Source organism: Bombilactobacillus folatiphilus, from assembly GCF_023380265.1.
Lineage (GTDB): Bacteria > Bacillota > Bacilli > Lactobacillales > Lactobacillaceae > Bombilactobacillus > Bombilactobacillus folatiphilus.
Genome location: NZ_CP093366.1, coordinates 204753 through 223021, shown reverse-complemented (window position 1 = coordinate 223021; position 18269 = coordinate 204753). Strand labels below are relative to the sequence as shown.

Annotated in this window: 13 protein-coding genes; 2 read left to right on the top strand and 11 right to left on the bottom strand. The window is 40.8% G+C overall.

Features of this window, described 5'->3' with window-relative positions:
- Positions 1-73 precede the first annotated feature (73 nt).
- Complete coding sequence (trpS, locus tag MOO45_RS00965; RefSeq protein ID WP_249514564.1) at positions 74-1093, bottom strand: tryptophan--tRNA ligase; 1020 nt, start codon at positions 1091-1093, stop codon at positions 74-76.
- A 296-nt stretch (positions 1094-1389) separates the two neighbouring features.
- On the opposite strand from trpS, the gene helD reads away from it, so the two are divergent.
- Positions 1390-3660 carry an RNA polymerase recycling motor HelD gene (gene helD, locus MOO45_RS00960; RefSeq protein WP_249514563.1) on the top strand — a complete coding sequence of 757 codons (2271 nt, stop codon included), beginning with the start codon at positions 1390-1392 and terminating at the stop codon, positions 3658-3660.
- On the opposite strand, the gene coaA is transcribed toward helD, so the two are convergent.
- Complete coding sequence (gene coaA / locus MOO45_RS00955; protein ID WP_249514562.1) at positions 3657-4586, bottom strand: type I pantothenate kinase; 930 nt, start codon at positions 4584-4586, stop codon at positions 3657-3659. The two genes, helD and coaA, sit on opposite strands and share 4 nt — an antisense overlap.
- 133 nt (positions 4587-4719) lie before the next feature.
- Between coaA and MOO45_RS00950 the strand changes: the two genes are divergently transcribed.
- Complete coding sequence (locus tag MOO45_RS00950; RefSeq protein ID WP_249514561.1) at positions 4720-5286, top strand: SGNH/GDSL hydrolase family protein; 567 nt, start codon at positions 4720-4722, stop codon at positions 5284-5286.
- Positions 5287-5354: 68 nt separating this feature from the next.
- On the opposite strand, the gene MOO45_RS00945 is transcribed toward MOO45_RS00950, so the two are convergent.
- From MOO45_RS00945 to MOO45_RS00905, 9 genes are all read right to left on the bottom strand, one after another.
- Positions 5355-6671: a PTS sugar transporter subunit IIC gene (locus MOO45_RS00945; RefSeq protein WP_249514560.1), complete on the bottom strand. Its 1317-nt coding sequence runs from the start codon at positions 6669-6671 to the stop codon at positions 5355-5357.
- A gap of 22 nt (positions 6672-6693) precedes the next feature.
- The gene (locus tag MOO45_RS00940; protein WP_249514559.1) at positions 6694-7221 is read right to left on the bottom strand and encodes a GrdB-related putative oxidoreductase; all 528 of its coding nucleotides are present in this window, start codon (positions 7219-7221) and stop codon (positions 6694-6696) included.
- Positions 7222-7238: 17 nt separating this feature from the next.
- On the bottom strand, positions 7239-8195 hold the full coding sequence (locus MOO45_RS00935; RefSeq protein ID WP_249514558.1) for a N(4)-(beta-N-acetylglucosaminyl)-L-asparaginase: 957 nt from the start codon (positions 8193-8195) through the stop codon (positions 7239-7241).
- 15 nt (positions 8196-8210) lie between these two features.
- Entirely contained in the window at positions 8211-9521 is a 1311-nt protein-coding gene (locus MOO45_RS00930; RefSeq protein ID WP_249514557.1) for a Sapep family Mn(2+)-dependent dipeptidase, read from the bottom strand.
- 198 nt (positions 9522-9719) lie between these two features.
- Entirely contained in the window at positions 9720-10265 is a 546-nt protein-coding gene (locus MOO45_RS00925; RefSeq protein WP_249514556.1) for a hypothetical protein, read from the bottom strand.
- A complete protein-coding gene (locus tag MOO45_RS00920; RefSeq protein WP_249514555.1) occupies positions 10249-12213 on the bottom strand; it encodes an isopeptide-forming domain-containing fimbrial protein in 1965 nt (654 codons plus the stop codon). The genes MOO45_RS00925 and MOO45_RS00920 overlap by 17 nt, the downstream gene beginning before the upstream one ends.
- Positions 12214-12903: 690 nt before the next feature.
- A complete protein-coding gene (gene pgmB / locus MOO45_RS00915; RefSeq protein ID WP_249514554.1) occupies positions 12904-13572 on the bottom strand; it encodes a beta-phosphoglucomutase in 669 nt (222 codons plus the stop codon).
- Entirely contained in the window at positions 13569-16391 is a 2823-nt protein-coding gene (locus tag MOO45_RS00910; RefSeq protein ID WP_249514553.1) for an alpha-L-rhamnosidase, read from the bottom strand. The genes pgmB and MOO45_RS00910 overlap by 4 nt, the downstream gene beginning before the upstream one ends.
- A 19-nt stretch (positions 16392-16410) precedes the next feature.
- A complete protein-coding gene (locus MOO45_RS00905) occupies positions 16411-18114 on the bottom strand; it encodes a glycoside hydrolase family 3 protein (RefSeq protein WP_249514552.1) in 1704 nt (567 codons plus the stop codon).
- Between the last annotated feature and the right edge of the window lie 155 nt (positions 18115-18269).

The window sequence follows — 18269 nt, the reverse complement described above, 5'->3', positions numbered from 1 at the left end:
TAGCAAGAATTACCAAATAAAAAAAGTGTATTTTTAATAAAATACACTTTTTTCTAACTAATTCTTTTTGAATTTAGTGTTTATCAAAGTAATTAACCCCAATGGCTGCCCGTACTTCCGACAAGGTTTGTGCAGCCACTTCGTTTGCTTTTTGACTACCTGTTTTTAAAATTTGATAAACCGTTCCTAAATCTTTGGCATATTCGCCACGACGCTGGCGAATGGGCGCTAGAGTAGCATTCAAAACTTCTTCTAAATAACACTTCACTTTTACATCGCCAAGGCCACCATGTCGATACTGCGTCTTTAATGCCGCCACTTGCTTTTGATCCGTAGCAAAAACATCTAGATAGTCAAACACAATATTACCTTCAATTTGCCCTGGATCTTCCACATGAATGTGCTTGGGATCCGTATACATTTTCATGACCTTTTGATGAAGTTCGTCTGCACTGTCAGACAAATAAATGGCGTTGTTTAACGATTTACTCATCTTAGCATTGCCATCTAATCCGGGCAAGCGGCCTTGACCTTTCGGTGGAAACAAGCCAGCTGGCTCCACCAAAACGTCTTTTTGATAAGTTGTATTAAATGACCGCACAATCTCGCGTGTCTGTTCTAGCATTGGCTCTTGATCATCACCAACTGGGACGGTATCGGCTTTAAAAGCCGTAATATCCGCGGCTTGACTGATTGGATAAGCTAAAAAACCCGCCGGCACGCTCTCACCAAAACCCTTTTGTTGAATTTCACTTTTGACCGTAGGATTGCGCTTTAACCGTGCCAACGAAACCAAGTCTAGATAGTACATTGTCAATTCATTTAATGCTGGAATTTGCGATTGTACAAAAATGGTCGATTTGCTAGGATCAATCCCCACAGCCAAATAATCTAGTGCGACTTCAATCAAACTGTTTTGAATTTTTTCAGGATTGCGCGCATTATCGGTAAGCGCCTGCATATCCGCAATCATAATAAAAGTTCGATATTCGCCACTATTTTGCAACCGCACCCGGTTTTTTAAAGAGCCAATATAATGACCAATGTGTAATTTGCCTGTTGGGCGATCCGCTGTTAAAATCGTATGTTGCATTATTTTTCCTCCTAAATATAAAAAAGTCCTATTGTTCATTGAACAATAGGACGCATGACCGTGGTGCCACCTGTTTTGTAAAAAATTACCACTCACATAGCTTAAGGCACTAAAAACCGTTTATGAATTAAGCTCCACTTCTTATCCAACTTGGGCTAGCTTCACAGCACCAGCTAGTTTCTGTTTTCCCAGTTTGACAATACTTTGCACTTAATTATACAAAATGTTAATGTGATTATAACATAATTTTCAGCAGTTGGCTTAGCTAATTCTGGCGCCACTGAAAGGACTGAACCATGAATTTTTTAAATAATACGCAACAACAAGAACAAGCCCATCTCAATCATGTCGAACAAAATATTGCCCAACAATTACAGCAAACAGAACAAAAACTTGAGCAAGTCCAACAAGAGCGTCACCGTGTCGAAATTAATTATGGCGCAAACACGCGCGCTAACTATATTGAAACTGATGACATCATGGAAACTTACGCCACTACGCAACAACAAAAGCAATTGTTGAACAGTTCGACCAGCGACGAAGAATTATTGCAGCGTAAACAAAAAAATCTCCTGAATTTACAAACAACTCCTTATTTTGGCCGGATTGATATCGTTGAAGATCAAGAAGCTGATACTTTATATATTGGCACAGCCTCGTTAGACGATCCCCAAACAGGTAATTTTTTAGTTTATGATTGGCGCGCACCGATTGCGGCAATTTATTACAACGGCACTTTAGGCCAAGTCAAATATCAAACGCCTGCGGGTCCCAAACAAGTTGCCCTCCAACGTAAACGCCAATTTTCGATTAAAGCTGGGCAAATCACCAACATGTTTGACACCAACGAAACGATTGGCGATGAAATCTTACAAAATGCCTTGGGACAAGCTAGCAGCGCGCAAATGAAAAATATCGTGGCTACCATTCAACGCAAGCAAAACCAAATTATCCGAGATACTAAATCACAAGTGCTCATCGTTCAAGGTGCTGCCGGTTCCGGTAAAACTTCCACCATTATGCAGCGCATCGCGTATTTGCTGTATCATAGTCGTCAAAACTTGGACTCCGATCAAATTATTTTGTTTTCACCGAACAAACTTTTTTCCAATTATATTGCCGAAGTCTTACCTAGTTTAGGCGAAAAAAATATGCGTCAAGTCACCTTGAGCGAATTCTTAACCAAACGTTTGCAAGGTTTTCATATTGAAACACTCTTTGAACGCTTCGAACATGAGCAGCAAAATCACTGCTCTCATCAAAAAATTCGGCAATTTAAAACCAGCAAGACTTTCATTGAGCTCTTACGAAATTATCAACAGTTGCTGACAACACCAACTTTTCGGAATCTATATTTTGAAGGTGAGATTATTTTTAGTGCGGAGCAAATTCAACAAATCTATCAAAGTTGGCCCAAGAATTTGTTACCGGCGGATAAATATTTGCAAACCAAAAATCAATTGATTCAGCAAGTTAAACAACTGATTAGCTCACAACAGAACGCCGACTGGGTGGTCGAGGCAGTTAATCAATTCAGTGACGCCCAATATCAACAAATTTTGCAAGAAAAAAAGCTGTTGGATGCTGAGGTTAATCAGCAACAACAAGCTTTGAATCACTATTATTTGCAACAGCATTATTTACCTTTATATGATGCTATTTACAACGATTATCTGTTTGACGAAACCCAAACTTACGCCCAATTTTTACGTAAACTTAAGCCAGCGGACATCTCCCAAATAGTTTGGCAAGAAATGATTCAACAATTTGAAGAACAGCTGGAGCGGCATTCTTTACAACTTGATGATGCGACGGCCATTTTATATCTGCGTTATTTGGTCACTGGACGCGGGCAAAATCACCAGATTCAGCATTTATTTATTGATGAAATTCAGGATTATTCTGATTTACAATTAGCCTATATCCATGAAGCATTTCCTCAAGCCCAACTCACTTTGGTGGGAGATATTGAACAAAACGTTTATCAAGCCGATGGTTTACCAACAGAACATTTTCAAGAAATTGCCACGCTTTTAGGTGCTGCCAAAACTGCTGTGATTACGCTCAACCAAAGCTATCGCTCGACGGCGGCCATCACTAATTTTGCCAAGCAACTCATCGCTTCTGGTGACCAAATTCAACCGTTCAATCGGCAAGGTCAAAAACCGCAAATTATTTTGACGCCACATTTGCAAGAAACAGTTGAACAACAAGCTAAAATAAACCTTGCTCATCAAATAACGGTCGCAATTATCACTAAAACGCAAGCCCAAGCCCAAAAATTGGACGACCAATTCACACTGACACATCATTTATTAACTGAAAAAGCCCTCCAAATTCCGCAAGGTATTATAATTTTGCCGGTGTACTTAGCAAAAGGGTTAGAATTTGACAGCGTCATTGCTTACGACGTCAGCCCTGATAATTATCAAACACTTGGCGACCAAGGCATCTTGTACACCATAGCAACGCGGGCGATGCACCAATTAACGTTGATTGCTCCCCTCCAACCCTCAACTTTGTTACAGAAGTTAGATCCAACAACTTTTACACTTGCACAGTCCTAATATTTCTTAAACAACACTTTGTCAATCATATGTTGATGCGTTTTATGCAAAATAACATCCGCACGATTCATCGTTGGTGCAATATATTCAACTAAATTGCGATAATCAACATCATGCCAAACTTGATGCGCCAACTGCATAACTTCTTCGTAAGGTTGATTCAAAAATTGGTAGTAATAATTTTGCGGATTAGGTTGGTCCTTTTCAGCTGCCAAAAAGCCTTGGAAACGGTGAATGAACCATTCTTCAATTAGTTTGGGATCAGCATCAATATAAATAGAAAAATCAAAATAATCACTCACATACAATTTTTGATTTTGCGGCGACTGTAACACATTGATACCCTCCAAAATCAAAATATCTGGATGATCCACCCACTGAACTTGGTTCGGCACAATATCGTAACTCTCGTGCGAGTAAATCGGATAACTGACTGGTCCTTGATTGGCCTTGACTTGTTCCAAAAAAGTCAGGATTTTTTCGTTATCATAACTCCATGGAAAACCCTTATCGTTCAAAATGTGGCGTTGCTCTAATTCTTTAGTAGAATACAAAAAACCATCGGTCGTCATCTGTTCAATACAATATTGAGGATAGGCGCGCTCTAACATCACTTTTAACAAACGCGCTGTCGTACTTTTACCAACAGCGACACTGCCGCTAATCCCGATGATAAAGGGCACTTTTTGCGGCTGTTTGCCTAAGAATTGCGCTTTTTGTTTGGACAATGCTTGATAATTTTTAAAATAAAGATGCAGTAAATGACGTAATGGCAAATAAATTTCTTGAACATCTTTTAATGAAATCTGATCATCCACGGAGCGCACATGATCCAAATCAGTGGTGCCAATATCATGAAAATCAGCGCCACGAAACTGAGACCACTGCTGCCTAGAGTATTCATTGTAATTCATAAAGTCTTGCATTTATTTGCCTCACTCATGATATGATTAATTTAGTAAATAAGAAAACAGCCCGTTTCATCTGAGGCTGCTTTGTTCTGTCGCTTATTATAACAAAATTATAAGCGTTATCAATTAAGTCTTGAGGTTAATTTTTATGCAACGAATTGTTTTATTTGGTGACGATACGCTCGGCGGAGTGGCCAATAATCAAGTCACCGATGCCATAACGAAACGCGTCGCCACTGCGTTTCCCCAAACGCAAGTCATTAATCGTTCCATTCCGGGCCACAAAACTAGTGACGCGCTTACACATGTGAATCGTGATGTTGTCAAACTCAATCCCGCTGCCGTGGTGCTGGGTTTTGGTGTCAATGACGTTTCAGTGCATGATGAAATCAAGCCGGGGATTTTCACAAGTAATTTGCACAAGTTGATGCAATTGATTGGCCCATATAAAGTAATTTTGTTATCGCCACCCTATACGGACGCTCAAAAACAGCCTAATCACAACTGGCCGAGGCAATTACAATTAACTCTGGCTGCTGAATATGTGGCCCAGCAACTGAACGTGCCCTTTATTAATCTTTTAAAAAAAATGCAACACAGTCATTACGCTGCCAAAGCTTATTTACAGGCTGATGGCCGTAATTTAAACGAATTAGGTTGGGACTTATTGATGAGTTTAATCAAGCCGTTACTGACACAATTGTTAAAAAAATGAGCGAATTTATTTTTAATAATCGCTCTTTTCATACATAAAAAGATATATCACCACTTCTGACTTCAACATTAAACTTCACCAAAATCAATCTCCACGTTATCTTGAGCTTGCGTCTGCCGTTCTTCTGTCAAATATTGCTTATCAAGCATCTTAATAAACGGATAATAAATGGCCACCCCCAGCATAATTTCGACAATTTGTAACACCGAACCGGTCCAACTCCCAGTCGCTAACCAACCAGAAATAATAGGCGGCGTCGTCCAAGGCAGCATCACACCATTGGTTCGTGGCACCCACCCCGCCATAAAAACGAGTCCTGAAAGCAAAGTGTTGAGGGTAGGCACAATAATAAATGGCAACGCAATAATAGGATTTAAGACAACTGGTAAACCAAAAATAATTGGTTCATTGATGCCAAAAATTCCCGGCACAATCGCTAATTTGGCTAGTTCTTTAATTCGTTTGGAGCGACAAACGAATAACATAATAATCAATAAGGATAAAGTGCTCCCGCCGCCACCATAAGTTGTAAAAATATCAATAAATGGTTGCGTAAAAATGTGGGGCAACGCCGCATGATTTTTAAAAGCAGTCAAATTATCTTGGGTCAAGACAAAGAAGATAGGTTGCCACACCGAGTTCGTAATCGTGGGTCCGTTGATGCCAAAACACCATAGTAAACTGGCTAAAAAATTATATAACAAAACTGATGGCATGGAGTTGCCGACCCCTTTGAGCGGTTGCTGTAAGAGGGTATAAATAAAATTATATGCCGTGTCAAAATTGGTCAGGCTAAACAGAATGCGCACTAAGAAAAAGGCAAAAATCACTAATGCGCTTGGAATCAATGCATCAAATGCTTGTCCCACAGCCGGCGGCACGCCCTCAGGCATTTTAATGCGCCAATCACGTTTGACCGCGAAACGATAAATTTCCACACTCAATAAAGCAATGAAAATACCTAAGAAAACGCCATTAGGGCCTAAGTATATCGTTTGCACAGCACTAACCGTGCTTTTTCCCACTTTCACCGTCGTAGGTGTCAGAATTAAAAATGAAATAATCGCAATCACACTAGAATGAATCGCTTGTAAACCACGATTTTTGCCATAAGCATACGCAATACCCATGCAAGACAAGATACCTGTAAAACTAAACACTGAATTAGAGACCGCTGCAAACCAATCATTCCATTTGGCACCCAAAATATGCGTCCAAAATGCACTCCATCCCGGAATTGGAAAGTTGCCAATTAATAGGAAAATCGACGTGACAATAATTAACGGCATAATAATTAAAAATCCATCACGTAAGGATCTTAAAACCACATTATTGCCCAATTTCACGGCAATCGGCATCAACATTTTTTCCATCTGTTTTTGCATTGTCTGACCTCCTGTATCAGTGTTAATAACAATAATCTGCCTTAAATGTCGTCATCTCTTCTTGTTTCACCAACTTGTTGCCACCGGCTACCAAATTCTTAATCGTTTGGTTTAAGCCGCCACCACCTTTTTTAGGCATTTTGACTAGACATAAATCTTGACGATATTGTGCAATTAACTGTGCATTATTTTCAGCAGCCAGCGCCACAATCGTAGGAATCTGTGTTTTCTGTTGAAAAGCCATACTTAATTCACAAGCCATTTGTGAAAAATCCGAATAATCGTACGCTGGCCCCAGAATAACCAGATTGGCGGTCATTTTTTCAGCCATTTTCGTAAATTTTTTTTGAACTTCGGCTTGATGTTTCTGATAATAAGCTGTTCCACAATAGAAGGTTCCTAATAATTGACCGTCAGTTCGTTTCAACTCCTGGTCGACAGCTTCCCCAGCACCCATTGCCAATCTCTTACCACCATAAGGTGTGTCAGCTTGCTCTTTGCCACCTAAACCGGCTTGAATCTGATCCAAAATAATAATCGCTTTAATCATTGCTTACTCCTCACATTTTAATCAAGCGGCTTTTTGATTCTCTTTTCATAAGCCGCTAACCATTCTGGGGTCACTGGTTGAATTTTGGTTGATTGCTGCTCAGCTGGATAAGCAATCAAAATTTGAGGATGACTTTGGCTCGTGGCCACGCTGAAGGTGAATTCGACATTGGTTGCCACGCCCCATTGACCCTTTGTATTCATCGCAATTAGTGAAAATTCACCTGCTTGACCATAGCGTTGTTGCAACTTTTGAATAAACGGATAAACAGCTTGATCACAAGCCTGTTGTGGCGAACAACCAGCTGCCATGAGCCGCACAATTTCATAAGACAAACAGCCCTTCATAATGTCTTCACCCAAACCCGTCGCTGCCGCAGCGCCCACTTGACTATCCGCATAAAAACCTGAGCCGGACAATGGTGAATCCCCTACACGTCCAGGTTTTTTCATAAATAATCCCGAAGTTGACGTACCCACTGCCAATGAATTTTGCTGATCCAAAGCAATCGCCCCCACCGTATCATGACCGTCATAAGGATTCAAAGACTGCCGACGCAACTGTGCACGTCTGTTTTCCCAAATTTTTTTCGCACGAGCAGTTAACATATTGGTTGTTGTAAAACCGTGAAGCTTAGCATATTGGGTTGCGCCCGTCCCAACTAAAAAGCTATTATAATGATTCCGGCTCAAAGCACGAGCAACACTAATTGGATGTTGAACATCTTCAATCCCTGCAACTGCTCCTTGTGCAAAAGTATCGCCGTCCATAAATGCCGCATCCATTTGGACCACACCAGCTTCATTAGGCAAGCCGCCATACCCGACCGATTTGTAATATTGATAACTTTCTACTTTTTGAATCAAGGTTTCTACCGCGTCCGCTGCTGAATTTTGCTCAGTTAATAGTTGGCTGGCAGCCACTAAACCTTCGTAAGACATCCGCCATGTGGCGATCGTTCCCCATTTATTCATCAATTTTTCCTCTCATCAACGTGTCATTGTATAAATTGCTTGGGTATAAATTTCCATCATTGTTAATAAATCAGACAACTTCATCCATTCATCTTGCCTATGCGCAATCCCTTTTTGTCCTGGAAAAGACGGTCCAAAGGCGACAATATTCGGCATCACCCGCGCATAGGTCGCACCTGTGGTGGTGACTGGCGTCGCATCTAATCCCGTAACTTGTTGATAAATCTGTGATAGTTGACTGACGCGTGGATCTGTTGGGTCATGCAAGACACTGGGCAAACTACGAATGACTTGCACTTGACTATTCGGTGGAACAACTTTTTTGAGGCCAGCTGTCACTTGTTGTTCCGTGTAAGAAACTGGATAACGCATCGCGACTTTTAAAATCAAATTCTGCGATTGTTTTTGCAAACTATACGGCGTTTGAATTAATTTGCCACTAGCTGCATCTTCTAATGTCAACCCCAGCCCTTGACCAAAATGTTTTTCATGAAAAGACCGCTCCAGCCACTGAAAATAGTCTGCTAAAGCTCCCGTCACCAATTGTTGATCATTGATCCGCTTGGCTAAATAAGTAATGGCATTTTGACCTAATTCCGGCGCATTACTCGGTGACCTTTGCCCATGAATAGTTAATAACTGCCCATTGACTTGCACCTGAAGCTCATCAGGCACATGATCACTGGCTTGATTGCCGCTAATGGTGGACAGTGGCTGCAAGTCTGCGCCTGCAAAATCCGTCGTAATTTGATAATTTACAATTCCCCGTTCACCATAAACAACTGGAAATTTGCAATCTGGCGTAAAACCAAAGCTTGGCGCGGCTTCTTGCGCTAGATAACGAGCAATATCATGACTGCCGCTTTCTTCGTTCGAACCAAAAAGCAAGCGAATTGTCCGTTTAGGCTGGACGCCCAACTCTTTTAAAATTTTCATCCCGTATAAACAGGCAAAACTAGGACCCTTATTATCCAAAACCCCACGCCCATATAGCATTTGCTGAACCTGGGTCAATTCAAATGGTGCACTAGTCCAATGATCACCTGCTGCCACAACATCCAAATGCCCTACAATTGCTTGATAATTCCGCGGATCCGCACCCCACTGTACATAAGCCACCGCATCATTGACAACTTGCGCAGTAAAACCGTATTGATGCGCTAATGTCACAATTTTATCCAAAATTTGGCGCGGACCGATACCAAAAGGCGCATGCGTTTGTGGTTGTGATTTGACACTGGAAATTCGGATTAACTGACGTAAATCAGTTAAAAAAGTTGTTTGTTGTGCGTGAATTCTCTGTCGAATTTGGTCTTTGGCAAACATTGCTACTTCCTTTAATAAAATTAAGTGATGATAAAAATTAAATCAAAACAAAATTGGTCTAATCCATTTATCACTTTTATTTAAGACACATCTTAAACCGTTATCAAAACATTTACAATACGCTTAGAAAAAAATAAAATTTCCATCAAAAAAGGATTAGCTGCTTGAATCTATCAGCTAATCCTGCATATTTATCTCTTATAACGAATTGCTATATGTCCATGTCATCGTGCCACTATAATTACCCAGCGGTTTATCGTTAGAATTCAAGCGAAAATGCTTATCTGAAACATAGCTTGTCAAATCACTAATCCCTTGAGTGGTGAGACCGTCCGTCGTTAAATTGCTGGAAGTACCGTCAATTGATTGATATAAACCAACATCATTGGGTCGATATTCAATCAAGGAATTCCCCGAATCGGGCAGCAAACGAGCCCCTGCGCTCGTACGCAAATCCTGATTATACTTAACTTGCAGATAATACTGCTTACTGCTAGACGCCGAATAATGACTAAACTTCAATCGACCACTCGTCGTATTGTAAAACGGACTATCAAACATGCGTGGATTGTGCCCAAAATCAATCACCTCAGGCACACGCACAAAGTAATCCAAATCCTTACGTTGCAATGACGTCGAACTGGAATCAGCTGGAATCGCCTTGTCATCGCTCCGTGTCCCACTGACACTCACCGTGTTATACGGTGCGGTAATCGTACTTTCATGTTTAGCACCCTGATTCACCGGCTACGGGATCTGCTTTAGCCTTGGCATTATACGTCAAATCAATCAAATCACCGGGACTAAAATTGCCATTGGCTTTCGTGACCGTAATCTTGCCCGTGGTATGATCTATTGCCGCCGATGCCACTGAATTATCACCGTTTACCGTTACACTTGGCGCACTATCACTAAAATCTAACCCTGCATTACTATTATTAAACATTACCGGCGATTTCAAAGCATATTCATTATCACCATTTAACTGATATTGCACATGGTAAGCCAAAGTGTCACTTGGCACATATGTTGCCGAACTGGCATAATCGCTGGAATTTTTGACATTCTTGACGCCAGATATTAATTTAGCCGCATACGAAGATGTGATGGGAATTTTTAAATCAGTAGCATTAGCCGTCACGTTTTGCCGACCAGCAGTATCTCGATTTTGACCAGAAAAACTAGTTTTAACCACCGTATCACCGATTGGCGCATCATCAGAGATCGTCACCGGCAGATTAATCACATATTGATCAGCTGAAGTCACCAAATTGCCACCAGAACCGGAAATTTTCAATTGTCTTGTGGTAGCATTATAGCTGCCCGTTAAACTGCCAGCTTTGGATCCCAGAGAGTAAGTAATCTGCTTGAGATCCTCTTTCGTCACCGTCAATCCCTTAGGTAAATTCACATTAAAAGTAAATGGATATAACTTGCCTTGTCCATCACCGTTATTGACTAATTTGACCTGTAAATTTAACTTGTCTCCTTGATAATTCAAACGCGCCAATCGTGGATTGCTGTAACTTTGCGTCAATACCGGCTTAGCTTTGCCTGCCACTTCCAATTCGAACTCCACATTGTGCCGCTGTGTTTCTTGCGGCGCAATCTTTTGCAAGGGCCACAATAAGTAAAAGTTTGACATTGGCCGACCCGCATCTAACGCCGTGCCCGCTGGATAATTCCCCGCTTCTTGACCAACGTAATTACTAAAATTAGTGCCCTGAAATAACATGGGCAAGGGATACGGAAAATCTGCGGAAGTGGGAGCACTATGACCTGCAAAATAACGATTCGGACCGTCATCCACCTTGGTTCGCACAGTCAAATCTGATAACTGATTATTGGTTCCCATTAGCGAGGTAAAGCCTTGATTATCACCTAACGCTTTTGCTTCACTGCTAATGCTGTCATAGTGTATATCCTCTGTACAATCTACACCATAAGTATAAGTTGAATTCGAAACATTTTTAACAAGCAATTGATAATTAACACCCGTGGACGCAGTTTTCGACGGAGTGATGAGTTCTTCCATTAAAAGGGCATTACTCGGGATATTACCCTTATTAATGCGAGATTTCACCGAATAATGTAACCATTTCAAAGCTTTAATGTGGCCAGTTTGATCTTTCACCATATAAAATTTTTTTCTTGGCACATTGCCGTTCAGATCTGACCATGCCCCCGTGTTACTATCAAAATATGCAATATTAGTCAAGGATTCATATTCATCAACATTCTGATCATCAATCGCTGAGAACAAATTATAGGTTGCACTAATTCCAGCACTGGCATCATGTAAGTCTAAAGAACTATAGTAATAATGGATTTCGCCATCAAACCAGGTTGGATCCGTAGACGCCAGATTATCGGAGTGATGATCCATTCCCAACCACGCCGATACCCAATCACAAACGAGATTATTTGCCAGTTGTAGATTAGCAATTGTTTGAGAGTACCCATCAGGAATAGAAACCGTTTGTTCTTCTTGCGTATATTCCGGCGAATTAAAACCATCATCAATTAGATTGGGTGTAATTTCTGGTGGCGCGGTTTTCGTGGAAACTTTGGCTTGTATATTATGTATCGAAACTAAAAAGAACAAACTAACTAAAATTAGTAGGAGTGACCCCCCCCCCCCTAGGATTTTCTTATGGTTCCTATTAGTTCTAGCTAATAAAAAATGCAACATTTTAATATACTGCTCCTATTTTTGTTGGTATTAACGCTTGTGAAATTAATTTCAGTTTAGTTGATTGGCGAGCCGTTTGCAAATGACATCACGAAAAGATAATTGAATTGTGGTGATTATTTTCAGCATAAACGATAATTTTATGGAATTTTTCTTGATGAATGATTCTGATAATTACTTTTTAAACTAATTACTCAATTTTTATTTTTAAAAATTGTACTATAAATTTATTTTGAATTTTTTTTCACAGCAACCAAAAACCACTCCCAAATTTACTGGAGTGGTTTGAAAATATCTTCGAAATTATGTTAAATTAGAAACTGGTGAAGTAAAAGCTAAGATGGTGGCTATTCCCGAAAGGAAGTGGTGCTTATGGTGTAAAAACTGTAAACGCACATTCTGAAGAAAAGATTAGCCAATATCCTCATGGATATTCTGTTTCTAGTATTAAAGGCTATGATTGTGATCAAAGCCGTACTAGAATTTGTTATTGCGCTGATCAAATTATTCAGCAAATAACACAAAAACAGCCGTCCTAGCCGGGCAAGGCTGATGGCTGTTTTTAATATATAAATAAATTTGTAAAATAGTCACTGTCTTAGCAACTTCACTAAGGAGTTAGCGTATCGCGCTAGCTCCTTTTTCATTACTAATATAACACATTGACGCTAAATGGAACAAACAAAATGTTTAGTTTTGAATGTGCTTGGCAAATTGTGTCTGAATGATATCTAGCTTTAACTGACTAGTATCGTCAACTAATAAATCCGCCGCGCCTAATTCTTGCGCAGAACCCACGCCAACTGAAAAAGCTTGCGCAGCATTAATGGCCTGAATGCCGGCAATGGAATCTTCAATGCCAATACAATCTTTAGGTGCTACAGCAATGCCTTGGGCCGCAGCCAAAAAGATATCGGGAGCTGGTTTACCGGCCTGAACTTGGGCGGGATCAGCAATCGCTGCAAAATAGTCCGTTAATTGCAATTTAGCCAAGATTGTTGGCGCATTGCGACTAGCTGAAGCTAACGCAATCTTAATTTTTTGAGCTTGTAATGCTTCTAATAATGCGACAATGCCTGGTAACGTATCTTTAGGTTGCAATTGCTCCAAAGATTGCAAATACAATTGATTTTTTTCAATCATCAACTGCTCAAATTGCTTTTGTGGCACATCAATCTGCAAAAAATCTAAAATTGCTTGCAAGGAATCAGCCCGGCTAACGCCTTTAGTCCGTTGCTCCAATTCGTCAGGCAATTTCTTGTGAAAATTCGTCTGAATTAATGCCCGCCAAGCTTGAAAATGATAAACCGAAGTGTCGGCAATGACACCATCCAAATCAAATAAAGCTCCTTGAATCATTGTTTTCCCTGCTTTCGTTCGCTTAAAATTGGTGTTTTGATTAATAATTGATTGATTTTAGCCAAATGTTCCTCGCTCACATTGATAAACGGGAAAGTTATATTAGCTTCAGTCAAACTCATCGAGCCCATACCACCAGCGACTTCTTGGGGATTTTGCTTGAAGAAGTTTAAGACTGGATCTACCGCATCAATTTGGGCGACCAATTGCTCATCCACCATGATCTCGCGTAACGGCGTAGCAGCTTGATAGCGCTCCACATAATCTTGCGTCGGTTGATAACTAATTTCATATCGACCTGCTGTTAATGTCAACTGGTCACTTTGATATTCTTGGTCATTGACCCGAATTGTTTGGCTCGCCGAACGTGGCAACTCAATCTGGGCACTCGTCCCAATTGGCACGCTTAACTGAATTTGAATCGTATGCTGGGCGTCCGTTTCAATCGCCGTTTGAACTTGAATATCACCGTAGGGACTATCAAAATGTCCTTGAATTTGCGGCAAACGATAATCAAATTGCGGCGCGAAAGTGAAACTCGCGAAACCAGCTGTATGCTCCTTGATTCCCAGCAAATACTTATATGCCCATTCCATAATCGTTCCGATACTGTAATGATTCAGCGAATTCATCCCTTCGGGATTCATCGAACCATCCGCTTCCACCGAATTCCAGCGTTCCCAAACCGTCGTCGCCCCTAACTTCACAGCATATAACCAACTTGGAAAATCTTCATTGAGAAAAATCTGGGTCGCTAATTTATGCTGCCCATTAGCTGACAAAACTTGACACAAATACGGCGTACCAACAAAACCGGTTTGCAGATGATTACCATCTAATTGCAAGCGCTGAACCAAATCTGCTACAACATGTTTTCTTTGCTCCGGCGTCACCAAATCAAAATACAATGTCAAAGCATACGCCGTTTGTGCATTGATTGCTACACGACCAGTTTCCGTAATATATTCTTGACGAATAGCCATTTTAATTTTTTGTGCCAAAACGGAATAATCCTTAGCGTCTTGGTCTTCATGCAATAATTGCGCCGTTTTCGCCACGATACTAGTGGAATAATAATAATAAACAGAAGCAATAAAATCTTCATCCGTTTTGCCGGTCGGTTTAGCCGGATTTTCACCATCTAGCGCCAACCAATCACCAAATTGAAAAGTTCCAGTCCACAAATTAGGGGTTGTCGTGTGCAGACTAATCCAGTCTACCCAAGCTTTCATCTGTGGATAATTCTGATGCAAAATTGCTGGATCGCCATAGGCTTGATACATATTCCACGGAATAATGGTAGCAGCATCTGCCCAAACCGCCGAACCACCATCACTTTGCCCCATTGCTGGCGCATACATCGGCAACATACCATCATTTTGCTTCTGTTCTAATGCCATATCGTGCGCATATTTTTTAAAGAAAGCAAAAACATTCATATTATAAGTGGCCGTATTGGAAAATATTTCGGCATCACCACTCCAGCCCAAACGCTCATCACGTTGCGGGCAATCCGTGGGTACATCCATAAAATTACTGCGTTGTCCCCAAATAATATTTTGGAATAAACGATTTACTAATGCATTATTGGTTTGAATAACACCCGTCTCTTGCATCTTTGAATACAGCACATCAGCTTTAAAATCCGCCATTTGCAGAGGTTGCGTATTGCCCTGTACCCGCACATAACGATAACCAAAATACGTAAAATGCGGACGCACCCACTGTTCTTTTCCATCTGAAACATAGGTGAAAGCAGCGCGCGCTTCTCGCAAGTTATCCCGATAAAAATTCCCGTCCTGCAAAATTTCGCCCATTTCAAAATTTAATTTGGTTCCCTTGGGCTCACGATTGTAAAATTCTATCCAACCAGCTTGATTTTGCTTAAAATCTAACACTTGCTCACCAGCAGGCGTTTGTAGCAGTTCAGGACTTAATTGTTGATTAATCGTAATGGGCAAACTCAAACGATCAGCTAAAACTGCTTTAGTTTGCTCAACCACCACCGCTGGTTGCCAATCCGTCACCGGCTTAGTAGCATCATAATCTTCGCCGTAATAAATTGCTGATTTAGTGATTTGTCCAACAGTTGTCTGCCAATCGGCGTCTGTAGTAATCACTTCGTGAGTGCCATCTTCATAATCCAAATGGTACTCTGCCAACGCCATTTGGCGATTACCGTAGATACAATCTTGCCCGCCATCGAAGCCGAAGTTACCTTTATACCAACCATCGCCACAAGAAATCAACAATTGATGGTCGCCTTGAACCTGCAAAGCTTGGGTGACATCATAGGTCTGGACTTGCACAAATTGATCATACGCGGTCACTCCTGGCGTCAAAAACTCATCACCGACTTTTTGCTGATCAATATAAGTTTCATACAAGCCTAAACCGGTGATATATAGACGCGCTTGCCGAACTGGCTTCTGAATTGTCAGTTGCTTTTGCAAAAGGGTATTTGCTACATCTTGATCGGGATGACCAATAAAATCAGCTTGGAATGGTTCATTCATTTTTCCCGTTTCAAACCAAGATTCTCCCGTCACCAAGTCTTGATCGGCATGAACTTGAATTTTGACCATATAACGAGTGCGTGGTTGCAAAGAACAATCTGGCACAAAATAATTGGTCGGAAAAGTGGACCAATTACTTTCATACACTAATTTCTGTTGCGGCTGTTGATAGATCTGTAAATGTTTTTTGAGCGTGTGCGGCAAAGTGCCTGTTGCTTGTAACTGAAATTCCACTCGCAAATCCTGGAGCTCAAATCCCAGCGGTTGTTGCATATGATTGACCAAAATCTTTGTGATTTGCATTAATGCGTCCTCCTCTGACTTACAACTTCGTGGTGAAATCGCCGCAGAACGGATCCACCGGATTAATCCCCTTAAATTGACTCTTGCCCATTAACTTGTCCATCACCGCATTGAGCGTTTCATCATTACCTGTATAAGCATTAATAAATGTGGAAACATTTGGAATATCAAAGAGATGATACGGATTAGCTGTGGAAACAAAAATCGTCGGAATTGACTTCATAAACCATGGCGCATCGGCAGCCATTAAATGCACCCAATCTAGCCGCGTCGTTGTTTGATTGCTGGCCGTTTCGACATTAGCTACATATAAAGCCAAGTCAAATTTGGCTTTTAAATCCGCAACCCCTTCTTCAAAGACTTCATGAAAATCTAAATGTTGTTGATCAAATAAAGTTACCTCAAAGCCACGTTGTTCCAATTGTTGCTTGACCTTATCAGTAACGCTGCCACCTTCTTTAAAACCACCGTCATCTTGATCACCTAAAACGACCAACCGAATTCGTGGATATTTTTGTGGTGTCATTGGCAACAATTGATCCCGATCCTTAACTAAAGTGACTGCTTCATCAGCTAATTGTTGCGCAGCCTGATGATGAATTGCCGTTTGTAAATCTAAATTGGCTGTCGGGGCTTTGGTAAATTCACCTTGCGTATTCATCACACCTTGTGCCAATTTGGTTCCCAAAATCCGTGTCACCGCTTCATCCAAGCGTGCCGCACTAATCGTGCCATCTTGCACCGCTTGCGCGATAAATTGATAATCTTCATCAATATTTTTATTAAATAAAATCATATCAATGCCCGCATTAATCGTGGCCGGTAACAGTTGTTCACGACTTGAGGCGGCATTATAACCAATCATTGGGGTCGCATCCGTAATTGTTAAACCATTAAAATGCAACACATCTCTCAACAAGCCATCAATTAATAATTTTGAGCTTGAAGCTGGCCGTAAATCTTGGTCACTAATGCCCGGCTCCAGTTCGCGTTCCCATGCTGGTTGGAAAATGTGCGCAATCATCACACTGGGGATCCCGCCATCAATTAATTGATGATAAATTCGTCCATAAGAATTCATCCAAGTATCTTTATCTAAGGAATTGACCGAACTTAATAAATGCTGGTCACGTTCATCGACACCATCTCCGGGAAAATGCTTGATAACTGGAATCACTTGATTATCTGTTAAACCCTTTGCTTGTGCCTGTGCCATCGTCAAAACACGGTTCAGATCACTACCAAAAGTCCGTGTATTCATAATTGGATTCCGAAAGTTTTGATCCAAATCTACAATCGGTGCAAAGGACATATTGACGCCCACTTGACTGGCTTCAAAGCCCGCCACATTACCTAATTGATAAGCATTTTGGGGATTATCACTAGCGGCCACTTCTAATGGTGTACCAAACCAAGTCCCATCCGTGGCAATGCCGTTGCCCCCAGCTTCCAAATTAGCTGCCGTCAATAATGGAATCGCACTATTTTGTTGGGCAATAGTTAATTCACGCTTAATTTTTGTGGACTCATCAGCTCGATACATCACACCACCGGGTTGATATTGTTTCACGAAAGCCGCAATATCAATCGTTTGTTCATCCGGACCAATCACAAAAAACAACTGACCAATTTTTTCCTGCGTGGTCATTGTTGCAAGTTGTTGCTTTAGATAAGCTATTTGTTCTTTTGTTAAATAATAGGGTTTCTTTGTCAAATCAACCATTAAATTAACCTCCAGTTGGCTATTAATCGCAATAATAAACTCATTGTAACGAAGATAATTAATCTGGACTATGTTTAAAATCCATAAGTCGTATGTTTATTTCCTAGAAAGTTGGCTACCAATCTATTTTTTTATCGTAATAATTTATATTATAT

Bases quoted from the DNA above. Each gene is read 5' to 3' on its own strand.
- pgmB (WP_249514554.1), bottom strand. From the start codon at position 13,572: ATGATTCAAGGAGCTTTATTTGATTTGGATGGTGTCATTGCCGACACT.
- MOO45_RS00945 (WP_249514560.1), bottom strand. From the start codon at position 6,671: ATGCAAAAACAGATGGAAAAAATGTTGATGCCGATTGCCGTGAAATTG.
- MOO45_RS00920 (WP_249514555.1), bottom strand. From the start codon at position 12,213: ATGTTGCATTTTTTATTAGCTAGAACTAATAGGAACCATAAGAAAATC.
- helD (WP_249514563.1), top strand. From the start codon at position 1,390: ATGAATTTTTTAAATAATACGCAACAACAAGAACAAGCCCATCTCAAT.
- trpS (WP_249514564.1), bottom strand. From the start codon at position 1,093: ATGCAACATACGATTTTAACAGCGGATCGCCCAACAGGCAAATTACAC.
- MOO45_RS00950 (WP_249514561.1), top strand. From the start codon at position 4,720: ATGCAACGAATTGTTTTATTTGGTGACGATACGCTCGGCGGAGTGGCC.
- MOO45_RS00935 (WP_249514558.1), bottom strand. From the start codon at position 8,195: ATGAATAAATGGGGAACGATCGCCACATGGCGGATGTCTTACGAAGGT.
- MOO45_RS00930 (WP_249514557.1), bottom strand. From the start codon at position 9,521: ATGTTTGCCAAAGACCAAATTCGACAGAGAATTCACGCACAACAAACA.
- MOO45_RS00905 (WP_249514552.1), bottom strand. From the start codon at position 18,114: ATGGTTGATTTGACAAAGAAACCCTATTATTTAACAAAAGAACAAATA.
- coaA (WP_249514562.1), bottom strand. From the start codon at position 4,586: ATGCAAGACTTTATGAATTACAATGAATACTCTAGGCAGCAGTGGTCT.
- MOO45_RS00940 (WP_249514559.1), bottom strand. From the start codon at position 7,221: ATGATTAAAGCGATTATTATTTTGGATCAGATTCAAGCCGGTTTAGGT.
- MOO45_RS00910 (WP_249514553.1), bottom strand. From the start codon at position 16,391: ATGCAAATCACAAAGATTTTGGTCAATCATATGCAACAACCGCTGGGA.